At 30.5% G+C, this 14,544-nt stretch carries 15 protein-coding genes; all 15 read right to left on the bottom strand.

Annotation, left to right across the window (positions count from 1 at the left end; translation table 11 throughout):
- Positions 1-5 precede the first annotated feature (5 nt).
- A complete protein-coding gene (locus tag EQG68_RS11790) occupies positions 6-1,322 on the bottom strand; it encodes a DUF2268 domain-containing putative Zn-dependent protease (RefSeq protein WP_164975449.1) in 1,317 nt (438 codons plus the stop codon).
- A 51-nt stretch (positions 1,323-1,373) separates the two neighbouring features.
- Complete coding sequence (locus EQG68_RS11785) at positions 1,374-1,715, bottom strand: n-acetylglutamate synthase (RefSeq protein WP_129465090.1); 342 nt, start codon at positions 1,713-1,715, stop codon at positions 1,374-1,376.
- Between the two features lie 6 nt (positions 1,716-1,721).
- The gene (locus tag EQG68_RS11780; protein ID WP_129465089.1) at positions 1,722-2,135 is read right to left on the bottom strand and encodes a GNAT family N-acetyltransferase; all 414 of its coding nucleotides are present in this window, start codon (positions 2,133-2,135) and stop codon (positions 1,722-1,724) included.
- Positions 2,122-2,634, bottom strand: a complete 513-nt coding sequence (locus EQG68_RS11775; RefSeq protein WP_129465088.1) for a GNAT family N-acetyltransferase — start codon at positions 2,632-2,634, stop codon at positions 2,122-2,124. Before EQG68_RS11775 ends, EQG68_RS11780 begins: the two co-directional genes overlap by 14 nt.
- A 161-nt stretch (positions 2,635-2,795) precedes the next feature.
- Entirely contained in the window at positions 2,796-3,182 is a 387-nt protein-coding gene (locus EQG68_RS11770; RefSeq protein WP_129465087.1) for a hypothetical protein, read from the bottom strand.
- A 14-nt stretch (positions 3,183-3,196) separates the two neighbouring features.
- Complete coding sequence (locus tag EQG68_RS11765; RefSeq protein WP_129465086.1) at positions 3,197-4,012, bottom strand: tetratricopeptide repeat protein; 816 nt, start codon at positions 4,010-4,012, stop codon at positions 3,197-3,199.
- A complete protein-coding gene (locus tag EQG68_RS11760) occupies positions 4,009-4,521 on the bottom strand; it encodes a hypothetical protein (RefSeq protein WP_129465085.1) in 513 nt (170 codons plus the stop codon). Before EQG68_RS11760 ends, EQG68_RS11765 begins: the two co-directional genes overlap by 4 nt.
- A gap of 90 nt (positions 4,522-4,611) precedes the next feature.
- Entirely contained in the window at positions 4,612-5,259 is a 648-nt protein-coding gene (locus EQG68_RS11755; protein ID WP_129465084.1) for a hypothetical protein, read from the bottom strand.
- 11 nt (positions 5,260-5,270) lie between these two features.
- Positions 5,271-6,521, bottom strand: a complete 1,251-nt coding sequence (locus EQG68_RS11750) for a leucine-rich repeat protein (RefSeq protein WP_129465083.1) — start codon at positions 6,519-6,521, stop codon at positions 5,271-5,273.
- A 36-nt stretch (positions 6,522-6,557) separates the two neighbouring features.
- The gene (locus EQG68_RS11745) at positions 6,558-7,127 is read right to left on the bottom strand and encodes a hypothetical protein (RefSeq protein WP_129465082.1); all 570 of its coding nucleotides are present in this window, start codon (positions 7,125-7,127) and stop codon (positions 6,558-6,560) included.
- Positions 7,128-7,628: 501 nt separating this feature from the next.
- On the bottom strand, positions 7,629-8,195 hold the full coding sequence (locus EQG68_RS11735; RefSeq protein WP_129465080.1) for a hypothetical protein: 567 nt from the start codon (positions 8,193-8,195) through the stop codon (positions 7,629-7,631).
- Positions 8,188-9,960 carry a S41 family peptidase gene (locus tag EQG68_RS11730; RefSeq protein ID WP_129465079.1) on the bottom strand — a complete coding sequence of 591 codons (1,773 nt, stop codon included), beginning with the start codon at positions 9,958-9,960 and terminating at the stop codon, positions 8,188-8,190. Before EQG68_RS11730 ends, EQG68_RS11735 begins: the two co-directional genes overlap by 8 nt.
- Before the next feature lie 179 nt (positions 9,961-10,139).
- A complete protein-coding gene (locus EQG68_RS11725; protein WP_129465078.1) occupies positions 10,140-10,877 on the bottom strand; it encodes a LytR/AlgR family response regulator transcription factor in 738 nt (245 codons plus the stop codon).
- Positions 10,874-13,078: a tetratricopeptide repeat-containing sensor histidine kinase gene (locus EQG68_RS11720; RefSeq protein ID WP_129465077.1), complete on the bottom strand. Its 2,205-nt coding sequence runs from the start codon at positions 13,076-13,078 to the stop codon at positions 10,874-10,876. Before EQG68_RS11720 ends, EQG68_RS11725 begins: the two co-directional genes overlap by 4 nt.
- A gap of 211 nt (positions 13,079-13,289) precedes the next feature.
- Positions 13,290-14,468, bottom strand: coding sequence for a cytochrome-c peroxidase (locus EQG68_RS11715; protein WP_129465076.1), 1,179 nt, complete (start codon positions 14,466-14,468; stop codon positions 13,290-13,292).
- Positions 14,469-14,544 lie beyond the last annotated feature (76 nt).

Genomic DNA, 14,544 nt, shown 5'->3' with positions numbered 1-14,544 from the left:
AATTTTCACTTGTTATTACTTTTTTTTGTTTTAAATGCTAACTGATAGTCAATTAGTCGAAATCCACTTATACCTCTAAAATTTTTTACTATTAATTGATAATTCCAATTGGGTTTCAGTTCGTTAATTTCTAAAGTTAAACTTTTTTTATCTACAGACCAACCCACGATATTTTTAATTTGAATGGAATGTTCTTGACCCATATCTCCAAAATCAAACCCACGACAACAATCATCCATTGGTTCAGAAAAGTCAATGGTGATTTGAGAAGTTTTTGGATTTACTTTTTGGCTTCCATTCTTGAATTGTTTTATAGCAATAATTTTGGGACGTTTGTTTTGATACTCAGTATATAAATCCTTTAGCGTTTTGGGTAAAAAATTAGTTCCATCAACCATTTTTTCTACTTCGTTTTCATTGGTATAATCGAGTTCAATTAATTCTTTTATTGCTTTCTTTTTATCAGTGGATGTGTTGAAATGACGTTCAGCAATTTCATAACCAATGTAATAACCCAAATCTCTCACTTTTAAATGATTTGAATTTTCACCCCACAACCAATTGTAAATATTCTCACCCGTAAATAGGTCTTTCACAAATTGTTTGATAACTTCACTTTCATTGGCTTTTCCGAATGTTATTGCAGGAGCATTTGATGCTTTACCGGTTACTTTGCAAGATACAAATTCTGCAACTCCTTCGTAAAGGCAATAGCTCAACAGATTGTCTACGAATTCTTTTTGTTGTGTGTGAATATATTCGTGTGTACATAATAAAGCTATTCCTTTTATTGGATTTTTATACTCAACAAAAAACGGTTTCCTCCATTCCGGTAATTCGTCTATAACCGTTTTTTCATCTGCTAGTGAAATCTCTGATCCAATTAATACTTTATTTTCGTGTATGGTTCCTCCGGTTCGAAAAGCTCCTATTAAAAAATAAATAGGCCTTTGCTTTAAGTCCGGATAATACACCTTTAATTTTTGAATATTACTTTCTATTTCCGGATATAACTCACTTACATTCAAAGTGTTGTTCTTGATTGAGTTCCAAAAATTGGGGCAATTATTGATGTAATCCAAAAATTCTTTTTCCGAATAATTTCGAACTAAAATTAAACTCTTTAGTCCTTCAGTGGCTTTATCTAAATAAAGTTCTTTGAGGTATTTTTGTTGAAGCAAAGAATCTTTTGTTGTTGTAATTTTATCATATGCTTCCCAAAAATTTTCAATATCTTTAGAAACAAACGATTGCTCAAAGTCTTGCGAAAAAGCAAAATTTGAAAAAACTAAAAAAGGAATTATTATTGCGTATTGTTTCATATTTTTTGAGTTTAGATTTGTTGAGCTATAAAAGTTCATGAATAATTGACATCATCCTTGTTCTTCAATAATGGACTCTCCGTTGGAATAATCACCCGAAGTCCATTGCCACGTTTCGTGAAGCCGAATTTTTCCGTTTTCCATTATTTCTGGTTTTGAATGACAGATTCCGGTCATGAGTTCTCCTTTTTGGTTTACTTGATGGTATCGCATATCAATTTCCCCTTTATCATTAACCAGGCCAATCAAATGTCCTTTTATTATTTTACCACCGGAGTATTTTGATGTCAAAATGTTACCCACTTGCTTGTAAATAAAAACCGTTTCGCTGGAAGTCTCTCCGTTTTCAGTGTTAACGACTGGTCTGAATAGTTTGTTATTATAATCAATCATATATGTTTATTTGAGGTCTTCCAATTGATCCAAAACATAACATTGTTCCCAGTGTGCCATACCAATTTTTGGGTAATAATTGACTGCTTTTGGAGCTGATAAGAGAATCAATTTTGCTTTAGATGAAGCTAGTTTTGTTTGTCGTATTAACTCTTTTCCAATTCCCATTTTTTGATATTTTTCGTCCACAGCCAAATCGGATAAATAGGTACAATAATTAAAATCTGTCAATGAACGAGCAACTCCAATTAATTTCCCATTTTCTCTTGCTGTAACAATCAAATTTCCATGCTCAATCATTTTGGATAATGTTACTTCATCGTCCACAGGTCTTCTTTCTCCTAAAGTAGAATTAATTAAAACATTTTTAAATTCTTCTATCGAAATTTTTTCTTCAATTTGATAATTAATTGTTGTCATTAGTGGTAAGTTTTAAAAGATATATCCAATATTTCTTGTCATATCGAGTTAGTTCGCGGATAACTTGAAATCCAAAACTTTCATAAATATGTTTTGCAGTATTCATAAATTCTGATGTATGTAATGCAACAAAGCTTTCGTTGGTTTCTTTCGCCAAATCAATACACATTTGGGTTAACTTTTTTGCAATTCCATTTCCACCAAAATCAGGATGAACCCCCACCATTCTTATGTAACTCCATTCGCTTTCAAATAGTTCCGTTGGATGTCCATTTGAAACCAAAAATGCCATTCCAATAATTTCATTTTCGTATTCACATAAGAAACACGTTGAAGTGTTCATTAAGTAGGTAAAAGTTTCAGGGTTTGACATAAAGGAACTGTATTTGTTCCAGTTCTCTGGTGTCATAGCTTGTTGGTGTTGACTGTACGAAAGAATTCCTAATTCTTGTAGCTTGTCTTTGTCCTTTATTGTCCCATTTCTGAATTTTAAGTTCATAATTTTTAAACTACATGCAAGTAAAAAAATTGATATAAATGTAATAAAATCGCTAATAAAATTAGTAAACAATTATTGTTTATAATTTTTACAATTTGTTTATGTGATTCTGTTTCTAAGATTACGTAATACAATCTATTCGCATCAGTAAGAATATAAATTTAGGAAACGACTTTAATAATTTCTGCTTCAATCTCATTAAAAGCCTTATTTTGAGCTGGTTCTAAAACGGCTGTTTTAATTTTACCTGTAATAATTTCAAGTACATTTTGATATGCTTTTTGACTTTTACCAAAATAAGCCTGCATAATTTTGTTTGGAATAATATGATTTGCTTTTAATGTGTTTTCATTTATAAAAAACAATTTAACAGCATGCATGTTACTCTTCTTTAACACAAGGCATTGCGCCATTTGTCCATTATTATCTACTCGATGTTCCCAAATATCATATTCTTTGGTACAACTATAATTTGAATTATTTATTAAAGCGTATTGTAATTCATCTAGCGAATTGTATTGATTCTTAATTGTAATTAGATTTTCCATTTTTTTTATTTTAATTATAATTTGTTTTCAATATCAGTTAAATAAATTTTATCCATAGGATTATCATAGACGTCCATTACTTTACTTCCTTTAAGATATAACGCTTTGGCCTCCAGTAAACAGGAAATATATTTATCATTATCTTTCAATTGTAAATATGTTAATGCTAAATAATATTGATTTTCAGCTAATTCATAGCTAATAGACTGCTTATTAAAAGTTTCAATTGCTCTTTCTAGTTGATTTGTTTCTAGATACAAAACTCCCAAATGTAAATAATCAAATTGTCCAACAAAATCAATTTTCTCATTAATAATTAGTTGGTTTTCAATTATCTCAATAGCCTTATCTTTTTTACCAATAGCTTTATAGCATAACCCTTTAACGATTTTTAGATGATACGTTCCGTTTTGCGAATAAGCAATATCGCCTTCTTTTATTTTTTCTAAGGCTTCAATATCATTAATAGCTCCTTCATAATCTCTAAAAAATTGATAACGACACCAGCCTCTATAACCCAAATACTCAACTGGATTTAAATCTACAGCTTTATCAATTAATTTTTTCCAAGTTATAAAGTCACCACTTTTTAAATATGCAATCGATTTTGCCCAATAAGCATAATCAAAAGTTGAATCGATTTTTAAAGATTCATTAAGAATAGATTGATACTCTTTACTAAATTGATATTGCCCCTTAATTCCCATTGCCTTTTTACAAGCTTCATATTTAAGAGTATCACCATTATACTTAAAAACTTCACAATTAGGTTGTGCATAAATATTTTGATATACAAAAAAAACTACAAATAAATAAAAAGCTCTAATCATGGTAAAATTTGATCAATTTGTCCATTCTTAATCTTAAAAATCAAATATTTGTAATAATCTACAGGAACATTATCTTGGTATAAAACTTCCCACTTTTCAATACTTCTTGTTATGACTAACAGCTGGGTTGTGATTTTAGTATTAAACTCAAACTCTTCATAATCAAAATTAGATTGTATCATTCTAAATCGATCTGCCTTACCTTCACAATTCACAATAAAACGAATTCGTATTAAACCATTTTGGGAACTATCATATTTTGGTGAATATTTAGTTTTAAATATTTCTAAAAGGACACTCTTTTCTCCAAAATAAACAGGACCTTCTGCTGTGCTGAAATATTGGAGCACATTTTCTTCACCATTACAGATTTTAAAATTGGAATTATCTAGTTTATCATTGTATTCTATATCTCCAACCCAACGCAGGTATTTCGGCTGATGAATATCTCTGTTACAATGGCACGAAAAAGTAAAACTTAATAGAAGCAAAAAAAGAAAATTTCGCATAAAAATGACTTTATTATCCAAGTATGTTTTAAACGAAATTTTCATAAAAAACCAACTATAATTATTTGGCAATTTTATAATATAAATTAATTATTGAGTAGAATAAGATTCTAAACGTTTTTCCGCAAAATGTTCATTTTGTGATGCAAATGACATTGTTCTTAAAATCTCTCCTTTACCAATTTCCCTATAGATATGGTCTAAAGAATTTGATTGGTTTCCATCTCCATCTTTTAAATAATAATGATTGTCATAACACATAAAACTTCCTGCGTTGGTTATAATATTATTATCCATATCGGAAAGCTTTAGATAATAAGAAAGCTCATCATTCATTTGATCAACAAAATATTCATTGTTGTTACTATTATTATACTTAATTAGACCTGTTTCATCTATTAAAAATCCTAGTGAATCCCTTAATACATAATTTCTTTCTCCATTAGAGGGAAGTGAACTATAATTTCCATCATTCCCGTTAACTATATGCTTAAAGTTATAATAGGTTTTATTATTTAGCACAATAGTTTCAGTAATATCAACAGTTTCCGTTACTGGTGTAGGCAGAAAATTGTTTGTGGCATTTTCCCTTAGGTAATAGTTATATTCCCAAGAGTTTCCCACAGTAAGGGCATAAAAATTACTTGACTGATGATCTAAATTATTTTCATCTGAGTTGCAAGAATATATGAAATTTAAAACTAACAGAATAATAAAAATTTTTTTTGTCTTTTTCATAGTATTTAATTTTAATTAATGATAACTTTTTTAACTACAGTTCCCTCATCAAAATTTAGCAATATAATATATATACCTTTTGAATAGGAATTGGTCGGGATTTCACTTGCATCGCCTTTTGCAATTTCTTGACCAAATAAATTGAAAACGGTGTAATTCTCTAATTGTAATTGATTACTAGCAAATACTTTAATACTATTTTCAGTTGATATTATTTTAATATCATTTTCCAATTCAAAATTAGACGTGCTTAAAGCATCTTCGGTTACAGGTGCAAAACCAGTCCATAATGCTCCGGGATCTGTAACATAAGCTCCTAAAGTGCCCGCTGGAATGTGAAGATGAATAGTACTGCGATTAGCAGAAAATGAATCATCTGAACCAGTTATAATTGTTGGAGGTGTAATACTTAAAGAAGTCACACTAGTTAAAGGATTATAGCTAAATGAACCATAACCAATATTTGTAACACTATTAGGTAGTAGAACACTAGTTAGTTGATTTTGTTGAAATGCATAATTACCTATGCTAGTAACATTATTAGAAATAACGACGTCGGTTAATTGGTTGTTTGAAAAAGAATCAGCACCGATACTTAAAACACTATTTGGAATAATAATACTAGTAAGTTGGTTAGATTGAAAGCATAGATTGGAAATAGAAGTAACAGAATTAGGGATAGTTACATTTGATAATAGGTTTGATCTGAAAAGACCATCGCTAAGGTTTGTTATACTATTTGGTATAGTAACACTTGTAAGTAAATTATCTGAAAAGGCATAATTACCAATAGTTGTTACGCTAGTAGGAATTGAAATACCAGTTAATTGATTATAACTAAAAGCTTGTTGTCCAATAGTTGTAACGCTATTAGAAATTATAACACTTGTTAACTGATTTTGCATAAAAGCATTATTATGAATTACAACTACGCTATTAGGAATTAAAACAGTAGATAATGAATTGTTTCTAAAAGCTTGAATTCCAATACTTGTAACACCATATGGTATGTCAACGTTAACTAATCCTTTTTGCAGAAAACTATTTGCACCTATACTTATTACATTGTATGTTGTATTATTATAACCAACTGTAGCTGGAATTACAACGTTAGTTCCACCTGCTATGTTGTAATTTGTAATTTCAACTGTATTAGCGGTTGTAGAAAGAACTGTATAGGTAATAAAATTATCAACAAAAGTTTGAGAATTCCCTACAACAGTTGTGAAAAATACCATTAAAATAAGTACTTGTTTTTTCATGATTTGGGTATTTTAAGGTTAATTTATAATTAGTTTTTAATAATCCATATTAGTTAATTCTCCGGCTAAAGTGTAGGAAAAGCTAAAGGTGGTTCCACCATTTTCCGGTTGTAACATCACCACATATTCGGCTTTAGAAACCTCACCTGTGTCCGGATATTTTACAGCTGCAATATGTAGTTTCGGGTTTTCTATGCTTTTTTCTTTGGTGAGTTGGGCTTTCGATTGTTCTACTAATTCGCCTAATTTTTTTAAGTTTATTTTTTCATTCAATTGAAACATGAAATCGGTCGCTTTTGTTCCTTCCGGAATTTCAATTGTTACGTCTGATGTTTGGTTCCAATTGTCTTGCGTTTGATTCCATTGTGCCATTTGCAGTAATTCCGGATTATCGGTAACGGTTACGCTAACAATATTCCCAATTGACTCGTTGTAAGTAATCGACAAATCCGTATAATAAGCTTCTTTACCAAATTTATCTTTAATTTGGTTTTCAATTACCGAAAAACCGGTTGCATTGGCTTCTTGTTTTGAACTTCCACCTCCACAAGAGGTTATAAATAAAGAAGACAAGACTAATAAAAAAGTAATGTAATTTTTTTTCATGAGGTTATTTTAAAAATGAATACTGCAATGTATTTATTAAATTAACAACATAAAATACTCAACCAATATCCGATTCCTTTGAATCGATATTCGTTACCGTTGAATAAAAATTTGATTGTAAGAAATAGTATTATTTCTTATTCCATTAGAATAAAGTAGAAAGAAAAGATTCTTTCTTTCGTGAAGAAACAGGGATTTTTGTTCCGTTTTTTAAATAAAAGGTTCCTGATTTATCGTATTTATCTACAAATTTTATATCAATCAAAAAGCAAAAATATAGCAGTAATAAATTAATTTTATAAATGTTTTCTAAATCTTTAAAGGTTTTAGAAAACAAATGCTTGTTATTGTGGTAATAATTAAAAAAGAGTATAATTTTATCGTTTTTAATTGATTTTTTTGTCATTAAATGAAAAGAATTTTAAATGGACAATATTACTTTACACTTATTATTTTTGAACCATTTTTTTTCTTCAATAGTTTTTTAAGTAGGTCAGAAAACTATAAATCACAAAAATCATTTCGTAAGGAAACTTTGTTCAGCTTATTCCAAATAGCAGATTCAAAGTTTTTTGGAGAAAATCTAAATACAACGAATGTCTTTTTATTGTTATGGCAATAATGATATTGTGCTTTTACATTTAATGTTATACTACTTTTGGTGATAAGATTATCAAATGTTTTTATTTTTCCAACATATGTTGTGATATTTTTTGAGGTTTCACTTTTTAAAAATAGAACCTTAGAATTTTTATAATTCATCAAGCCATTGAAATACATTTCAATATTATTTTCTAAAAAAGATGAATTTATTTTCACAGGATTATTAATACTCCATACAAAAACATATGACCAAAAATCTATATTGTCTTTATTTGCCCAAAATTCTGGGAAGCGTGCATCTTCAAGCCCCTCAAATTTAATTTCAGGAGCAAAGGGAATTGGAAAATGAAAAACTTCTTGATTCCATGTACTCTCGGTTTCCAGGATACTTATACTACTTTTTTCTTGTCCAAATAACTTTAAAGACAGCACTAAGAACCATAAGGCTAAAATCTTTCTATTCATTTTTAACTATAAGTTTTAATGTACTATTCATTACTGAATCTATTTTGTTTAAATAATCGTCAATACTTTGAGTAATAAATAAATCAGGTAGAATTCCTCTTTCATCTGGAAGAGATGTAGCCATCGATTCGTGTGTGTTATCAGCAACAGTATATATCAATTTGGTATTTGAAAGTCTCAACATTTGTCCCCCGGCTGAGCAAAACTGATTGGATCCTAATTCTTCGCCTATGATAGTTCCTAGGTTAAGTACCTTTGCAATAGACATAAAATGTCCGGTTGTGGAATTTCCAACGCCATCAATTAAAAAATAGATTTTCCCATCATATCTATTTTCATAAGGATTCACTGGTTCTTCACCTTCTATTTTTTCTTTTTTACCAACAAAGTCAGCGTTGGAATAATATACAAATGGTTTTTCAACTAAATACCTTAAAAGATGAATACTGGCAGATTGAGACCCACCACCATTGTGTCGAACATCAATTATCAGGTTTTTGATTTTTTTTGAATTGATTTCGATAAAACTGCTGTCAATAAAATCCCTAAAATATGTAAAACTATTTCTGACTTTATAATAATTGAATGACCCGATAGTTAAAAGTGCTGTTTTATCATTATGCAAAAACTCCAGACATAAATCCTTTTTACAATTCTGAATGGATGGGTCGGTATGGAGTGCCTTTTTTTCTGTAGCTTGATTAAGAGCTATAGGGCTGTCATTTCCCTTAAGAGTAATCGTATAGGAGCTAGGGAAATTCATCGCATAAGGAATTAGACAAGTTGACCACACATTGAATAAATGTCTCTTAGTCGTTTCAATATATCCTTGAGATGGTAAATGCTTATATATGTTTTTTACAATATCAATTACGGGAACACCATTTATACTCGTGATTTCAGCTTTTAAACCTATCTTACTGCCGTTGTTCATTGGGTTAATGACAAATAATTTTTCATCAATCCAACGCGTTTGTAGTGGGAAGCTCAATGCTGTGGGCAACATTTCTATCTCCTGATAGAAACCACTAACTGATGTGTGAGAACAATTAACGCTGGCAATTATTTCATCGCAATGCCAAATAAACTCTGCGAAAGTTGTTTTAGATGTAATTAGATTTTTCTTTTCTTCAATAAGTTTCCAGAAGTTTTCCTCCGTAATGAATTTAAAAACATTGGGATGAATCGTTGTTATTTTCTCTGCCAATTGTTCTAAATCTTTACGATACTCATCTGTTTTGTACACTTTTGAAAACTTTTCAGCATTATTTTCAGGTTTTTTATTCGGGTCTAAAATGTACGCTATTTGATCCTCGGCATTAAAGTTTTCTGGGTTTAGCTCTAATGATTTTTTATAATTAGTTAAGGCTTGATTTTTATCCCCTAGTTTAAGACATATTTCTCCAAAACTGTCGTAAGCATTTGATGAATTAGGGAATTCAGAAACTATCAATTTAAAGATCAAAAAAGCATCCTGATTTTCATTATTCCAAAGTAATTGATAGCCATAGAAATTTAAAGCATCTTCATTTTCAAAATCATAGGTGTTAGGATGTTCTATTTTAAGCTTATAAAAATGTTCAATTCTTTCTTTCATTGGTAAATGAACGTTCTCTCTAAACATTTGAACGATTGACATCTTTTCATTTTGATTTGAAACTTTGTCTTTTGAAACAATAGGAGTTTGACCTTTAGTAATTTCTTTACAAGAAACTAGTATTAAAAAAGTTAAGATGATACTCGTATATGAGAAGGTAATTTTCATTTAGACTAATTTTTTTTCAATTTTGAATATTACTATTCCATACATCTTTATGATTTTTTTGGTTCAATAATGAGCTTGCTAAGTTACAATCTAACAACAAATGAATATAGTGTAAATAAATTTATGTTGGATATAAACAAATTTTCGTGAACTGTTGGATGTTATTCGTTTAAGACTTTTTACCTCTTATTCCAATTGAATAACGAAGAAAGAAAAGATTCTTTCTTTCGTGAAGAAACCGGAATTTTTGTTCCGTTTTTTAAATAAATGGTTCCCGCTTTATCGTATTTATCCACAAACTTCATGTTAATCATAAACGATTGATGCGGACGCTGAAAGTTAGCTTCTAACAAACGGTCTTCAAAGTCTTTCAACGTTTTTGAAACCAAATGTTTCTTACCATCGCTGCAATAAAAAGTGGTGTATCCTTTATCCGATTCACAATAAATAAGTTCGTCTAAATTGATTACTTGGTAACTATCGTGAAACGATAAAATGATATGATTAGCTTCGTTAGTAAAAACTTGTTTGGCTTTTGCAATTTGGTGTTTTTGATCGTCAGCGGAAAGTTTAGCCACTTTTTGTAAAGCTGTTTTAAGTTCTTCTACATCAACGGGTTTCAATAAATAGTCAACCGCCCCAATTTTTAAGGCTTTTAAGGCATATTCTTCGTAAGCGGTAATGAATATAATTTTAAAGTCAATCGTTTCCAATTGATCTAAAAAATCAAAAGCAGTGCCATCCGATAAATTTATATCGAGAAAAACCAATTCGGGTTTACAGGTTTTTGTTACAATAACAGCTTCCTGAACCGATTCGCATTCGCCTATTACTTCCACCTCCGCATCAATACCAGAAAGCAGATTGAGCAATCCTTTTCTGATGTATTCTTTATCTTCTACAATGATGGCTTTCATAATACAATTTTACTATAAGGCATTTGAATAGTTACTTGCGTTCCCTGTGCATTATATTTACTTCTATCTTCAATACTAATTGAAGCATCCATTTTAAAATCTTTTGACAAATAGTCCAAACGTTCTTTGGTAATTTTTGTTGCCAATGATTTTTTATTTTGGTTTGAATTTCGCTCACTCGAATCAATTCCCATACCGTTATCCAAAATTACACAAATTAGTTTTGAATCGACTAACGTGAGTTTTATTTCTATAACACAATTCTCTTTTTGTATTTTAAAGGCGTGTTCAATAGCATTTTCCACAAAAGGTTGAATGAGCATTGGTGGTACTTTTATGGTATTGGTTTCAATTGTATTCTCTATGTATAGTTGAAATGTAATCTTTTCGTTTTCAATGTTTTGTAAGTTTAAATAATTTTCTACCGCTTCTAATTCTTGCGAAAGTAAAACCGTTTTATCTCTGGAATTTTCTAACGTAATACGCAATAGTTTTGAAAATTTCGACAAATAGTTGACCGATTTTGATTCCTCTTTATTCAAAATCATGCCTTGCAAAACCGAAAGCGAATTGAATATAAAATGCGGTGTCATTTGCGTACGCAACAATTTTTGTTCGGTAATAATGTTTTGGGTTTTAGCTTTGGAGTTTCTCAACTTCAAGTAGAAAATAATACTTCCCAACACCATGGCAACCACTAAAAAAGTAATAATTCCAAGTAATAAATTACGCCTAGATTTCTCTAAATCTAAAGAGGTAGTTTCAACCGTTTTAGTGAGTTTGGTTTCTCTTAATGCAGCATTGTCCAGTTCTTTTTTATACTTGTATTCATATTCTATTCCGGCAATCTTTTTGATGTTTTCTTCGTTTAAAATACTGTCGCTAATCTTTTTAAACATTTCGTGGTTTTCAAAAGCTTCTTTGTAATTGCCTTTTATATTATAAATTTCCGCGAGTAGTCCATAACCTACTTTATTATGAAATAATGATTCACTTTTATTAGCTAAATCAACCAGTTTTTTTGCATTTACGAGTGATAAATCATATTTATTTAACTTAAAATAAGTTTCGGCTATTCCTTGATAAGTGTCTAATAATTCATAAGAAAAATCATTTTTCAAACTTATTTTTTCGGCTTTCGTAAAATATTCCAGGGCTTTTAAAAATTGTTTTGTTTCTAAGTAAACAAATCCTAAACCATTAAAGGCAGTAGTTAAATTAGTAGATTCATCATTAATTTCCTTACTCAAATTTATAGATTCTAAATAGGCGGTTATCGCCAAATCATAATCTTTATTTTCATAATGAATTCCTGCAATATTATTTTTAATAGTAGTTACATTTTTGATATTAAATCTAGCTTTTTTGATAGAATAGGCTTTGTTATAATATGCTAATGCTTTTTTATTAGAATTTTGTTGTCTATATAAATTTCCAATATTATTGTAGGCCTGAAATACACCTATTGAATCCTTACTATTTTTTGCTATGTGAAGACTTTTATTATAGTATTCTAACGAAATTGGATAATTACCTTGTTCATAATAAGCATTAGCAAGAGCATTATAATTATTTATAATACCTAAAGAATCTTTGTTTTTTATATTTACGTTTAAGGCATTCTTAAAATTACTCAATGCTTTTTCATAATCTCCCTTTCTAGAATAAATAACTCCTATATTACTTAGATATTTGTGTAAACTTTTAGTGTTATTACTTTGTTTAGCAATCAATTTAGCCGCTTCATAATGTTTAAGTGATAACTCCAAATCACCTTTGTAGGTATATAGAACTCCCAAAGCATTGTTACTTTTCTCTAAACCATTTAAATCCTTATTTTTTTTATAAATTACAATTGCATTATCATAGTTTTGTATTGCCTCGGCAAAATTAGCCAATTCCATGTTAATGGCTCCATAAATATAGTAGCTTCTAGCTGTTCCAGATTCGTCATGTATTTCTTTAGCTAATTGTAAAGCATTTTGAACATAGGTAATTGCTTGAGGCGGATTGTTTCTGTAATGCTGAAAAGCGAGATGATTCAAAATATTAACACGAGTTGTATCTTTAGCAGTATGCTTTTGCAATTCAATTTTTAAACTGTCAATTTTACTATTCTGACCATAAAAGAAGTGTACAATCAGTAAAAAACTAATTGTAAAAACATTTTTTAATCTACCGGAAGAAGTATTTAAAAACATCAAATTTGATTTGAAAGAAGTCAAATTTACATTTTTAATTCATTAAATCAAGTTCAATTACCATGTATAATGCATACATAATCCAATTTGCATTAATAAAATAGAAGGAAACCTATTCGGTAATTAATGTAAATACGTTTAAAATACGATTTATATTTTTTGGAAAAAAAACTGTTCAATCCTTCCGGAGTTTACTCCATAACCGGTTTTTTTATTCAAAAGGATTACTCCATTTCGCTTCCGTGCTCACACTATCGTCGGTTAACGTTTTGAGAAAGGCTACCAAGGCTGCTTTTTGTGCACTCGTAAAATTCAATTGAACGGGATTGCCATTCGCATCGGTTAGGGCAGGGGATAGCGTAGGGTGTGCTTTTATGCCGCTGTTGTAATGCTCAACCACTTCTTCCAATGTTGCAAATCTACCATCGTGCATATACGGTGCGGTGAGTTCAATATTTCTCAAGGTTGACGTTTTAAATCGTCCGACAAATATCGGATTGGTAAAAACGCTTCCGGCTCCTAAATCCGTAGTAGAGGTAAGATCCAATCCATTGTTTTGCGGTCCGGGATTGGCACTCACAAAAGCTTCGGTGGTATGGCAACCAAAACAAGCCCCTCCGCCATTGGGTATGGTTTGAAAAAAGATGTTCTTTCCGGTATTTTCTTCTGTTGTAAAGTTTGGAAAATTTGCACCGGGAAAAGCGACCATTGCTCTTCCTTGGTCGTATTTGCTGGAAAAACTCACAATACTTCGGACAAATTGAGCCAATGCGAGCGAAATTTTTTCAGCCGTAATTTCGGTGGAACCAAACGCTTTTTGAAACAATTCAGGATAATAGGTTTGTGCCTGTACTTTACTCACTACTTGTTCCAACGTCATGCCCATTTCAACCGGGTCTTGGAAAGGCATCAACACTTGTTCTTCCAAAGTAGTGGCTCTTTCGTCCCAAAAAAAGCGTCCGCGTTGGTAAAAACGAGCATTAATTAAGGTCATCGAATGCCTTCCGGTCGTCTCCCCATTGAATCCTACACTCAAGATTGCTTCATCTGAAAAGCCTTTGTCTTGTTTGTGACAGGAAGCACAAGCAATTGTTTCATTGGCACTTAATTTTTTGTCATAAAACAAGACTCTTCCCAAGGTTGCCCCGTCATTCGTGATGGGGTTGTTGATTGGCATATTGTCGGTTCCGTTTATGGAAGTAGGCAGTGGTCCTCCGGCATTGGTTAGAAAATGACTTGGCAAATTGAGGTTTACATAATCATAAGGAGTTTCCGGTAGGTTTAAACCATTCTCCGGAATAGGTTCGTAAACATCCTCTTTGCTACAGGAAATAAGACTAAAAACGACAATAAAAAATACGGTTCTTGCGAGGATAGGAAGATTGGTCATACTAAATGCAATTGGTTAGATAGTAGGTTAGACCATTGCAACACGGAATGGTTTAATTTTTAAACTTGCATTTTTA

The organism is Flavobacterium piscinae (assembly GCF_004122145.1).
Taxonomy (GTDB): Bacteria; Bacteroidota; Bacteroidia; order Flavobacteriales; family Flavobacteriaceae; genus Flavobacterium; species Flavobacterium piscinae.
This window is presented reverse-complemented; position numbering and strand designations above follow the sequence as displayed.